The sequence below is a fragment of the Acinetobacter sp. 778_lipA genome (assembly GCF_058242985.1).
This window is the reverse complement of record NZ_JBZAYT010000001.1, coordinates 2,935,983-2,948,306: the sequence shown is the minus strand read 5'-3', so window position 1 is coordinate 2,948,306 and position 12,324 is coordinate 2,935,983. Positions and strand designations below refer to the sequence as shown.

Below are 12,324 nucleotides of genomic sequence, written 5' to 3'. Positions count from 1 at the left end.
GTTAGATTCTCTAAGGATATTGATTGTGATATGCTTTTTAATCATTATAAGAATGGGCATATCCCTCTCAATATTTAATCATATTTGCCAAGGCGAGGTGATCAGAATAAATGCTCAATAACTTTATAATTAGTAAGCTCACCGAAAATAAAAAATATAGATTTAATAATTAACATCATATTAATTCACTTCCAATCAAAACTAGAATTAAGCAATACAGAAGATAGAATAAGGATAAAAATTATTATCAATAGTATCTGTTAAATTGGCCTAAAATTAACCTGTTGTTTGGTGGTGAATTACATGAAATATGCATTAAATTATAATAATATGAACACTATTACAAGCTGTATTTTAAAAATAATATAAATTTAAATATTTGTTTTTAAATTATATTTTTAATAAACTATGTATTTAATTATAATATAAAAAAGTGTGAAAGTTTGCAAAACAAGGTAGGTAGTGATAAAAAATATGCATTATCTGAATAGCTTAAAGTGTTCTAGCAGATATATTGAAGAATAGAAATATGAATGTTGGATATAAATAAATAATGAAAATTTATGAAATGGTGTTTCATAAAGGTATAGATGAAAGCACTCATTTTTTTTATAGTGAAAATACCTATGCTTCACGTCAGCATTTTATTGAATTAATACGTTTAGATATTGATGCTGAACTGAGTAATTTTAAATTGGCATGTCTAAGTGATGATCAATATGATTTAAAAGCATTATTTGAAGAAGTTCATAAAGAAAGCCATTTCCATGTAGATAGAATGGAAGCTGAATTTCTTCGTGATGCAATCGCTACAATTGACCAATGCATTTGTTTAAGAGTTAAAGAACGAGATGTTCTTCAGCCAAGTGGAAATACTTATCATCTTTAGTCACCCTCTAAATTTTATAGACATTCGTATAAATTTTTGATTTTCGGTCGACATGTTAAAGTGTCATATCGGTTCCCATTCTTCACCCCAGAACGAATGGGATTTTTTTTGATGAATAGATAAAATAACGTTTAAGTCTTAATATTTATTGATAAAATCGTAGTTTAACGAGGTCTCTATGACTAATTTGTAGTCTCTTAATAATGATGGTTCTATCCATACAAAACAAATACGAGCAACGATTGGAAAAGGTTAATATTAGTTGCTTTTCTTTGGATAATATCAGGGTTACTCTGTCCTCATATTTTTAATACATAAAATCAGATGAAAGAATATTTATTTTTTGTAAATGTAAGTGTTGAAAATAAAAGATATTCTAAAATTTTTTAGGTGTAAAACTTAAAAGAAAGATGGGAGTAATAAAGTATCCTAAAAAAGAATATTTAATATTATAGAAAATAAAGAGATGTTTAAGCTTGTAGTTATTGTGCTAAATTAGATTTAATGTATAGATTTTTACTTATTAATATTTTAAGTATATAATTTAATTATGTTTTTTGAAATGTGAACCACATATAATCCGATATGCATAAGCGGAATTTGAGCTCTGAGATCGGCATATTAATCTTTATGTTATTTGAACAATAATTAAATTAATTTTAACTTTTAACTTTATTAATCTATCAAATGAAATGTATTTATTTATGTTTTAAATGTAATAATAATTTAATTCCAATGTCTAAACATAATCTAAAGTAAAAACAATTTGATAGTGTGGTTTTGTGCTGTTAATTAGGGTCATTATTGAACACTTATTCGTCACATGTGATTATGTAAATGCTTTCACACTTCTTGTGTAAAAGTTAATAAATAATGCATATCACTGGACATAATATGAATATTTTAACAAAACTAACGCTAACTGTATTGTTAGGTACAGGATATATCGCGACTGCACAAGCTGCTGTTACTGGTCAAGTTGATGTCAAGCTGAATGTTTCAACAGGTTGTTCTGTTGAAGGTTCTGAAGTTGCTGGAGCTATGAACCAATTTGGTAGTTTGGATTTTGGTAAAACTTCTGGTACTTGGACCAACGTTCTAACTGCTCAGGTTGCTTCAGCAGGTACAGGTAGTCACCTCGCTGTAAAATGTGACAGTACAGATCCTGTTGCGTTTACTGTTGCAATTGATGGTGGTCAGCGTGCTGATCGTAGTCTTAAACATACCACTGCTGCAGACGTGGTTAGCTATAACGTCTATCGTGATGCAGCACGTACCAATCTCTACGCAATCAATACACCTCAAGCTTTCACAGCTGCGAGTGGTGAATCTCAAGAAGTCCCAATCTTTGGTGCAATTGCTGCAAACAGTGGAACTGCAAAAGCACAGGGTGACTATAAAGACACTTTGTTGGTAACAGTTAATTTCTAATCAGTATACGTAACAGTAAACAGGTTTGTTGTTGAACAAGCCTGTTTTAAGGAGGAACGTATGCACCTGTTACTTAAACAAAGCGTTGGATTGCTACTTTGTAGCCTTTTTTCGTCACTCTGTAGTGCTGGGCAGTTAGCCGCTAAGTTAAATATCCAACTTGAATTAGAGCCATCCTGCAAGATTAACAATCAGTCTGTAAATAACGAAACAACTGGCTTGAATTTTGGTCAGTTAGATTTCGGGGAAACTACTGCTGCATTTAATCGTGTGATTGAGACGAGTTTAAGTAATGCTTCTGCATCGGGTTTGACCATTCAATGTCCTGGCAATTCTCCGATAAAAGTTACTTTTGGTGCAGGACAGAATGACAGCAAGGTTCCAGCCCCTTTTAGTGCAAATTATTTCCGTGCTATCAGTAATGGTACCGATTTCCTTGCCTACAACATCTTATATGGCACTGCTCGGGAAGCATTAAAACCGAATCAAACCATCACTTTGACCAACAATGGTCAGCCACAGACGCTTAATATCATAGGTCAAACTGTTAATAATGGTCGGTCAGTCTCGCTTGGACAATATACCGACACTATTCCAATTACCATTGAATTTTAAAGAACAAAATCATGAAAAAAATAGGTTTAAGTGTTCTGCTTATGTTGGCTGGGCCGTGCGTATTTGCTGGAACAACAGCGAATTTTAAAGTGCAGGCAACCATTGAAAATGGCTGCAAACTCAGCAATGTTGAGCAGCGACTTAATTTTGGTCGTCATCCTGTTGTGGGACAGGGAAAGTTAACTGGGTCAGTCGTCAATACTGCACAAAGCTGGAATATCCAGTGCACTGCACGGTTACCAGTAAAGGTCATGTTGAATGGTGGAGATCACTTCTCAAATAATTCTCGACGGATGAAACATGCGCAACAGAATGAATTTGTGTCCTATCAGCTTTATCAGAACAGTAATTTGCAGAATGAATATACCAGTGGGAATAGTTACTCACTGACGTCAACCACTACATCGAATACTCTACTGGGTTTTTCAGTTTATGGTGTTGCAGATTTGAATAATAACAATCAACCACGATCAGCAGGCCTTTATAAAGATACGGTCGCAATTACGATTACATGGTGATTCTATGAGCTTAAATAAAATGAACATATGGTCGGGCAGGACTTTCTTTGCAGCCGCAATATTGATGATGACCTCACCTGTATTCGCACAGGCTACTTTTTTAATCTGGCCAATTTACCCTAAAATTGAAGAAAACGAAAAAGCCACTGCGGTATGGCTACAAAATACTGGTAACTCTGATGCCATGGTACAGATTCGGGTATTTAAATGGGATCAGAATCATCAGCAAGATGCTTTTGAGGAGCAAACTGAGATTATCCCAAGTCCGCCGGTGGCAAAGATCAAAGCCGGTGAAAAGCATATGTTGCGTTTAACTCGGGCAACCTCAGTACCAGATACAAAAGAACTTGCCTATCGAATTATTGTTGATGAACTGCCGATCAAGCTCAATCCAGAAAACGATAAAGAAGCCTCGACAGTCAGTTTTCAGATGCGTTATTCAATTCCCTTGTTTAGCTATGGCAAAGGACTTGGCAGTGGCTTGACTGAGCTTTCACAAAAAACCAATGCGAAAAATCCTTTGGCTAAACCGATATTAAGCTGGTGGGTCAAAAATAATGAACAGGGTAAACCTGAACTTTATATTCAAAATACCGGTTCAAAATTTTCACGACTTTCAGGAATTAAATTGACTCCAACTTCAGAACAAATGGCTTTTGGCAAAACTGCCTTTGGTTATGTGTTGGCAAACAGCACCATGAAGTTTGATCTGGACAGCAAGATACTCAACAGCCTAAGTGGTCAAACAAGCTTGTATGGAATCGACAGTTCAGGGGTACAACAGGAGTTGATTGAGATTAAAAAACAAGGAGGGAGATAAATGGGTTATTTATCTGGTTTAAATTCACCTTCTTTTTTATGCAAAAGCCTGACCTTTATATTGATCTCGAATATCCCAATGTTGAGCTGCAATGTGTATGCAAATGGCTTACCTCCACCACCGAGAGATGTTTCAGAAGTGAATAGCTTATTTAAGCTCTATCTGGACTTGGTGATCAATCAATACTCGACACAACGGGTTGTTCCCATCATAGTCAAAGGAGATCAATATTTTATCCAGCAGTCAAAACTGGATGAATTACAGATCAAGCTGCCTGTGGATGCCCTACAGCAACAGACCGAAAAAAACCTGACTGATCTGGATGTATTTACTCTAGGCTTTTCGGGCAAGGCCTTGGATTGGGTCAGCCTCAATCAGATTCCCGAATTGAAGTATGAATATAATTCAGCACAACAGTATTTTAGTCTAGATCTTCCAGCCAGCTGGATGCCGGTGCAAATACGTGGATTAGACTCCTGGTATCAACCTGAAACAGCACAGTCGGGTATTGGTTTATTAAATAACTATGACTTTTATACCTACCGCCCAGAGAATGGTGGCTATAGCAGTACGCTATTTACAGAACAACGCTTTTTCTCACCTTATGGGGTACTGAGAAACTCTGGGGTCTATAGCAAAACAGATTTTAATTCTGTTGGAAAAGACTCAAATCAAAATAATGATGGCTACCGTCGCTATGACACCACTTGGCAATATGATGACCCAGTCAGGGTATTTTCATTTTTAGCGGGTGATGTAATTACCGGAAGTAAAAACGCATGGGGAAGTTCAGTGCGTTTAGGTGGATTACAACTCCAGCGTAATTTTGGTACTCGCCCAGATTTGATTACTTATCCTTTACCGCAGTTTAAAGGACAAGCGACCTTACCAAGCACCGTAGATTTATTGATCAATGGACAGAAAGCCAATTCAACCGATGTACAGTCAGGCCCCTTTATTCTTAATAATGTTCCGTTTATCAATGGTAAAGGCGAGGCGGTGATTGTCACCACGGACAGCGTGGGTCGTCAGGTGGCCACCTCAGTGCCATTTTATATTTCGAATACTTTGCTTAAACCTGGATTATTGGATTATTCGGTGTCGATGGGGCAAATCCGCGAAGATTATGGAATCAAAAACTTTTCATACGGCAAGTTTGCTGGTTCAGCGGATGCACGTTATGGGATCAATGATTGGCTCACCGCTGAAGGGCGGGTTGAACTTTCAGATTCAATTCAGTTGGCTGGACTGGGTTCAGTACTCAAGCTGAATCAGTTTGGTGTGTTAAGTGGTTCGGCAACTCAAAGCTGGGCAGACCGTGAATTTAATCGGATCAATAGTCAAAACATGAAGGGAAATCAATATACTTTAGGCTATAGCTATAACCAGCAACGCTTTGGATTTAGTCTCAATCATACCCAACGCGATCAGGACTATTATGATCTTTCGCGTTTACAATATAGCAATTTGATTTCAGCCAACAGTCATAAAAGTTCGGTTGCCAATACTTATTTTGCGACGGATAAGTCAGGTACTTTTGGGGTGGCCTATATCCAAACCAAGAACCGCGACATCAAAAATAAACTAATGAACCTGTCTTGGGCACCGGTATTACCCTCCTATCTGCGTGGTGCGACAGTGTCGTTAAGTGCCAATCGGGATTTTATAGAAAAAGACTGGAGTGCTGCATTTCAGTTGTCGGTTCCTTTTTCCAAAAGCAGATCCACAGCCAGTTTAGGCTATAGTCAGCAATCTAACGGCGATTATGGTTATATCAACTATAACCGTAGTGCACCGTTGGACGGAGGGGTTGGTGTAGATTTAACTCGACGCTTTAATGAAAAAAGTGATGATTTTAATCAAGCACGAATAAGCTACCGTAACCAATATTTTAATACCGATATCGGCATGTCGGGTAGCAATGACTATAACTACTGGTTTGGACTTTCTGGTTCAGTAGTGTTGATGTCAGGCAATGTCTTTGCTGCCAATCGATTGGGTGAGTCTTTTGCCTTGATTGATACTAACAAAGTTGCAGATGTTCCTGTGCATTATGAAAACAGCCTTGTGGGGCGGAGTAATGCCAAGGGTTATGTTTTTGTACCGTCAGTGACCCCGTATTACGCAGCCAAATACAGCATCAACCCGATAGATTTACCTTCTAACTTTAATGCAACTCAAGTTGAAAATCGGATTGCGGCAAAACGCGGTTCAGGTGTAGTGATTGGTTTCCCAATTAAACAATCTTATGCGGCAAATGTGTCTTTGGTACAGAGTAATGGGCAAGCGGTTCCAGTGGGTGCGGTGGTACATCGTACAGATCAAGAATCGAGTTATGTAGGGATGGATGGAATTGCTTATCTTGAAGATCTGGCGGCAGAAAATACAATTCGAGTGCAACTGCCAGATCAGCACCTATGTGAAGCAAATTTTTCGTTAGATTTAAAAAAAGCGCAACAACAGATCGCAGTGATTAAATCGGTTGTTTGTCATGAGGTGGTTAAACCATGATTACTTTGAAAAAAATAATACCCACAGGCCTTTTATTCTCTGGGTTGATATTGATTACTGCTCAGAGTTATGCAGATTGTGAAGTTAGCACCAGTGGCAATACTTCGATTGGGAAGATTCCTTCAATTACATTAGCCGAAACGGGGATACAATCTACAAAGTTTAATTCAGGGATGAGTTGTCAGGCATTTTTGACTGTATTAACAACGAATTATTTATATTATCGAATAGATCAAATGCCAGTCAACTATATAAATAATGCGACAGGTGAGCGCATTACAGTAAATTATTTAGATACGAATAACAATGTAATTAAAGTCGGATCTGAAAGAGATTTAGGTGGATTTTCACTTGTGAACTTATTTAGTGGACCCGGTGGTTCCTTACAATTTATTGCAAATGTTAATCCAGGCCAAGCCGTATCACCTGGGATATATCAAGCTGAACAGCCATTCAAACTAAAATGGTGGTATTCAGTAGCAGGTTTTGGGATTGGAGCATTTTCTACCAAATTTGAAAGCCCTGGTTTTAGTCGAGGATATTTAGGATTTGGTCCTGATACTTGGGGAGGTTCTTGGGGGAGTGGTAGAGATTCTGCTTTTGACTTAAGCCTTGAGGTTCTACCTGATTGTCGCATATCAACTAGAGATGTTAATTTTGGAACGGCTGCTTTTGCGACAGCCTTTGAGCCTGTTCAAACTTCAATGGGAGTACGCTGTTCTGTAAAAACGCCTTATAATGTGGGATTAAACAATGGGTTATATCCACAAAGTGGTAATCAACGTGCGATGAAGGCGGTCAATAGCAATAACTTTCTACGTTATGAAATATATAAAAATTCAACTACTGATCGTTGGGGCAGCAACGGAGCTGAGAAATGGTCAAGCAGTAATGCAACCACAAATGCTGGTATTTATGATGCAAAAACTCAACAGGGTTATACCTTCACAACAAAAATCCTTGAAAATAATCCTGACAATTTACCGGCTGATAAATACAGTGATACTGTGACTGTACAGGTTGAATTCTAGTAATACTGATAATGACATCATGATAAAAAATTATGATGTCATAAAAATAAACATATAAATAAATTATAAGACTTAATGTAAATCATAAATTTATCTTTAATATAAATTACCGTTCATCGTTTTTCTTAATTGAAAGTATTATTTTAAATTTTTTGTTTGTAAACATTTTGTTTTTTGAAGTGAGAATATAGAGTGTTTTATAAATTTAAAATTTAAAATGTAAAAGAAAAAATTCAAATTAAGATATTATTTTTTTATACGCTTGTATTTTTATTTATTTTTATGGGTGTGTTATTTGAAACGTTTGTAGTGTTTAAAACATAAATATAATTTTCAACAGGTGTTTTTTTTGTGAATTAAATATTATAATATTTTTTTAAATGAAAAGGTTATCTGTTGTGCGTGTCTATGCATATTGTAGAGTTGACAATATATCTATAAATAAAAATATTTGTGTTGATTTTATTTCAAATGCGGGTTATGAAATACCAGTTAAGAGAATCATTGTGGAAGAAGTAGAAGTTGGTATATCATTAAAGCACAGAAATAAATTTATTAATTTAGTTAATTATTCTATGGAAAGTGGAGATATATTATTAGTCAATGGAATTGATTCATTAGGTGGGAATTTTAATGAAGTTTTTTCAAGTGCTAATTTAATATTTAAAAAAAAAATTAAATTAATTTGTTTAGAGTTTTCAAAGAACGAAATCTCAGGAGACCTTAAGAAATTTTTTATACACTTTTTGAAGCTATGTGCTGATTTTGAAGGAAAAGCTAATATTTCAAAAAAAAGTGTCCTCAATAAAGCAAAAAAGCGTGTTGGTCGTCCTGAAATTTTAAGCGATAAACAAAAAAAAGAAGCTTTGGAGAATTTTAAAAAAGGTCACAGCATTTATTCAATCGCTAAGCATTATTCAGTTACTCGAACTGTAATCCAACGCTTAATACTAAAATCCTCTGATGTCATTAATAGTGACGACCAATAGATGAGGAATAAAAAACTTGATAAGAATCATATAAGCAGGTTTGCAATTGCTCAAAAAAAAACTGATGTTAAGAAAACAATTATTGTGCAATTGGTTTATGTGTTACGACAAGCAAATCATAAAAAAGCAAAAAATTTGATCAGTCAGTATAGTATTGAAATTAAGTCGCTAAATGGTTTGGTCAACTATAGAGTTCAAGGAATTAAGCATGGAGGAAAAACCATTATATTTTTATATGGATCAAGTCTATATGTTGTGGATTTAACAAAATCATTATTTAAATAGATTTTATAATTTTTTAATGCAGGTATGGGTTTTTGCTATTAACTTTATAAGTTTAATAGTAAGTTAAATGATTGAGTTAAATCAAAAATATACATCTATTTATATTTTTAAGTTATGTTTTTAATTTTTTTAATGTTGGTTATTTGAAAGTATGGCGATGGTAATTAATATATTATGCAAATAAAAATTTTTATAAAAAATAGAATTTTATAGTATTATTTTATGATAATTTACTCATGTAAATAATATGATTGATTTAAATAGTATAAATAACAAGTATTTAATTTTGTTTTTTAATTAATGTTTTGATCTAAGAGACTATTTTTTTGAATTATGTGATCTTAAAAAACATTCAATTAAAATTATTTATAAAGAGAGAATTTATATGTGATTTTATTAAGAGAAATTATAAATTTATTTTAAGGAAGCCGATATCGAAGAATTTGGGAAATATCAAAAAATGTTAGATACTTCCCAAATCGCAATAGTAAATCGATAAATAAATAAACTGTGTTAATTTAAAAATCTTAATTTAAAGTGGGCATTGAAAATTGTTTATTTTCACGGATGTTCGCAGAAGGCCAGCGTTGAGTAATCGTTTTTCTGCGTGTATAAAAACGGACACCATCTGGACCATATGCATATAAATCACCAAATAGTGAGCGCTTCCACCCCCCAAAACTATGATAAGCGACAGGTACAGGCAAAGGAACATTGATGCCAACCATCCCCACTTTAATATGATCAGAGAAATAACGTGCTGCTTCTCCATCACGAGTATAGATACATGTACCATTACCATATTCGTGATTATCAATCAGATCCATAGCTTCTTGCATAGTCTCTACCCGCATGATTTGTAAGACTGGACCAAAAATTTCCTGCTGATAACTATGCATGTTTGGTGTAACTTGATCAATTAAGGTCGGTCCCACAAAGAAGCCATTTTTATAGTCACCAACGGTTGCTTGTCTACCATCCACGACAATTTTTGCACCTTGTTGCTCAGCACTGTCGATAAAACCAACCACTTTAGCTTTATGGTCTGCTGTGATTACAGGCCCAAAATCATTATTTTTATTGGAAAAATGTCCAAATTTTAATTTACTGATTTCATTTTGAAGTTTTGTAATCACGGTATCCGCAATCTCATCACCGACTGCAACAGCAACAGAAAGTGCCATACAACGTTCACCTGATGAACCAAAAGCTGCACCAAGTAGAGAATTAACCACATTATCTACATCAGCATCTGGCATGATAATCGCGTGATTTTTTGCACCACCTAAAGCTTGACAACGTTTACCCGCAGCTGTTGCCGTTTTATAAATATATTCAGCGATTGGAGTTGAGCCGACAAAGCTTATGGCTTGGATACGTGGATCGTTTAAAAGTGTATCTACAGCAACTTTATCCCCATTGACCAAATTGAAGACACCATCGGGAAGACCTGCTTCTTTTAATAATTGTGCGATATATAATGTTGAGGATGGATCACGCTCGGATGGTTTTAAAATAAAGCAGTTACCACAGACAATTGCCATTGGGAACATCCAAAGCGGCACCATCACTGGGAAGTTAAAAGGGGTAATCCCTGCAACGACACCTAAAGGCTGAAATTCACTCCAAGAGTCAATATTGGGGCCTACATTTTTTGAAAATTCACCTTTTAAAAACTCAGGGGCACCACAAGCATATTCAACATTTTCTATACCGCGCTGTAATTCTCCTGCAGCATCATGACAAATTTTTCCGTGCTCTAAACCAATTAGCTCACAGATTTTATCTGCATTCTTTTCAAGTAACTCTTTAAACTTAAACATGACTCGCGCACGTTTGATGACGGGTGTGTCGCGCCATGCAGGAAATGCATTTTCTGCTGCTACTATTGCTTCAAGTACCGTTTTTTGGCTAGCAATGGCAACTTCGGAATTTGATTCACCTGTTGCTGGGTTAAATACTTTTTGAGTGCGGCTTGCTTCAGTTGAGAGTTGTCCATTAATGAAATGCCCGATGGTATTCATTGATATCTCCTTGTTTATTTTCGTTGAAAAATTAAGACCATAATTGTTGATAAAGTTTTACGATTTCTTCTTTCGTCGGTAGACGAGGGTTATTACTGGGTGAGCCTGAAGCAAGTGCCTGTTCTGCCATAGTATTTACAACTTCATCAAAATATCTTTTATCTGCACCAAAAGCTTCCAAGGTTGGCACTTGCAGTGATGAATTAATGTCTTTTAATGCTTCAATTAACTTAGCATTGGCAGATTCAACAGAATCAGTTTGCTGCGCTGCGCCAATGGCTTTTGCGCAATCAGCATATTTTTCAGGTTCGGCCGGAATTGAATATTCGATGATCATGGGCAATAACATGGCATTCGATAAACCATGTGGGACATGGAAAAATGCGCCAATAGGTCGGCTCATGCCATGAACTAAAGCGACCGAAGCATTATTAAAAGCCACACCTGCCAATGTTGCACCAAGCATTAAAGCTTCTCTGGCACCTTTGTCACTTGGGTCTAGATAGACTTTTTTTAGATTGGGTCCAATTAAGCGCATTGCTTCCAATGCTTGGGTATCACTATATAAATTGGCTTTTTTACTGGTATAGGCTTCAATCGCATGTGTTAAGGCATCAATCCCAGTATCCGCTGTGGTACGAGCAGGCAAGCTTAAAGTAAGTTCATAATCCACAATTGCAGCGATCGGCATAAAACCAGCACCAACACAAAGCATTTTTTCATTGCTTTCATCATCGGTAATGATGGTGAATTTGGTTGCTTCGGAACCTGTCCCTGCAGTTGTTGGAACAGCAATAATCGGTAAGCCTTGTTCATTGACTTGCCGAGGAAATTTGTAATCTCTGATTTTTCCACCATAGCGACCTAAGATACCAATCGCTTTTGCGCTGTCAATTGGACTCCCACCACCAATGGCAATAATTGAATCATATTGTTTTGTTTGAATAAATTTGACTCCAGCCTCAATAGAACTTGATGTTGGTTCTGGAATAGTTTGATCAAAATAGTCTGCTTCAATATGCTCATTTTTGAGAATATTTTGAATATCAGCGATATAGCCCAATTTCACCATCATTTGATCGGTAATGATCAATGGTTTATGGCAGCCTAAGCTTTTTAAAATTTCAGGGATTTTTTTTCTAGCATTTTTTCCAACTTCAATAAATCGGGGCAATAAAATTGTATGTGACATCAGCGAACTCCATTTTAGT

The 12,324-nt window shown here is 35.8% G+C and carries 11 protein-coding genes; 9 read left to right on the top strand and 2 right to left on the bottom strand.

Going from position 1 to position 12,324, the window contains the following annotated elements; genetic code table 11:
* The first annotated feature begins 553 nt into the window (after positions 1 to 553).
* The 9 genes from AC4CUY_RS14100 to AC4CUY_RS14060 all read left to right on the top strand — a co-directional run bounded on the left by AC4CUY_RS14100 (position 554) and on the right by AC4CUY_RS14060 (position 9,089).
* On the top strand, positions 554 to 889 hold the full coding sequence (locus tag AC4CUY_RS14100) for a hypothetical protein (protein ID WP_336951578.1): 336 nt from the start codon (positions 554 to 556) through the stop codon (positions 887 to 889).
* 894 nt (positions 890 to 1,783) lie between these two features.
* Positions 1,784 to 2,320, top strand: a complete 537-nt coding sequence (locus AC4CUY_RS14095) for a Csu type fimbrial protein (RefSeq protein ID WP_336951576.1) — start codon at positions 1,784 to 1,786, stop codon at positions 2,318 to 2,320.
* 60 nt (positions 2,321 to 2,380) lie between these two features.
* Positions 2,381 to 2,935 carry a spore coat protein U domain-containing protein gene (locus AC4CUY_RS14090; RefSeq protein WP_336951574.1) on the top strand — a complete coding sequence of 185 codons (555 nt, stop codon included), beginning with the start codon at positions 2,381 to 2,383 and terminating at the stop codon, positions 2,933 to 2,935.
* 11 nt (positions 2,936 to 2,946) lie between these two features.
* Positions 2,947 to 3,453 carry a Csu type fimbrial protein gene (locus tag AC4CUY_RS14085; protein WP_336951572.1) on the top strand — a complete coding sequence of 169 codons (507 nt, stop codon included), beginning with the start codon at positions 2,947 to 2,949 and terminating at the stop codon, positions 3,451 to 3,453.
* 19 nt (positions 3,454 to 3,472) lie between these two features.
* Positions 3,473 to 4,273, top strand: coding sequence for a fimbrial biogenesis chaperone (locus AC4CUY_RS14080; RefSeq protein ID WP_336952127.1), 801 nt, complete (start codon positions 3,473 to 3,475; stop codon positions 4,271 to 4,273).
* Complete coding sequence (locus tag AC4CUY_RS14075; protein ID WP_490774292.1) at positions 4,274 to 6,784, top strand: fimbria/pilus outer membrane usher protein; 2,511 nt, start codon at positions 4,274 to 4,276, stop codon at positions 6,782 to 6,784.
* Positions 6,781 to 7,815 carry a Csu type fimbrial protein gene (locus AC4CUY_RS14070; protein WP_336951568.1) on the top strand — a complete coding sequence of 345 codons (1,035 nt, stop codon included), beginning with the start codon at positions 6,781 to 6,783 and terminating at the stop codon, positions 7,813 to 7,815. Before AC4CUY_RS14075 ends, AC4CUY_RS14070 begins: the two co-directional genes overlap by 4 nt.
* 398 nt (positions 7,816 to 8,213) lie before the next feature.
* Complete coding sequence (locus AC4CUY_RS14065; protein ID WP_336951566.1) at positions 8,214 to 8,804, top strand: recombinase family protein; 591 nt, start codon at positions 8,214 to 8,216, stop codon at positions 8,802 to 8,804.
* Complete coding sequence (locus AC4CUY_RS14060; protein ID WP_336951564.1) at positions 8,805 to 9,089, top strand: hypothetical protein; 285 nt, start codon at positions 8,805 to 8,807, stop codon at positions 9,087 to 9,089.
* A 527-nt stretch (positions 9,090 to 9,616) separates the two neighbouring features.
* On the opposite strand, the gene AC4CUY_RS14055 is transcribed toward AC4CUY_RS14060, so the two are convergent.
* Both AC4CUY_RS14055 and AC4CUY_RS14050 read right to left on the bottom strand, forming a co-directional pair.
* Complete coding sequence (locus AC4CUY_RS14055; RefSeq protein ID WP_336951563.1) at positions 9,617 to 11,113, bottom strand: CoA-acylating methylmalonate-semialdehyde dehydrogenase; 1,497 nt, start codon at positions 11,111 to 11,113, stop codon at positions 9,617 to 9,619.
* A gap of 31 nt (positions 11,114 to 11,144) precedes the next feature.
* A complete protein-coding gene (locus AC4CUY_RS14050; protein WP_336951561.1) occupies positions 11,145 to 12,305 on the bottom strand; it encodes an iron-containing alcohol dehydrogenase in 1,161 nt (386 codons plus the stop codon).
* Between the last annotated feature and the right edge of the window lie 19 nt (positions 12,306 to 12,324).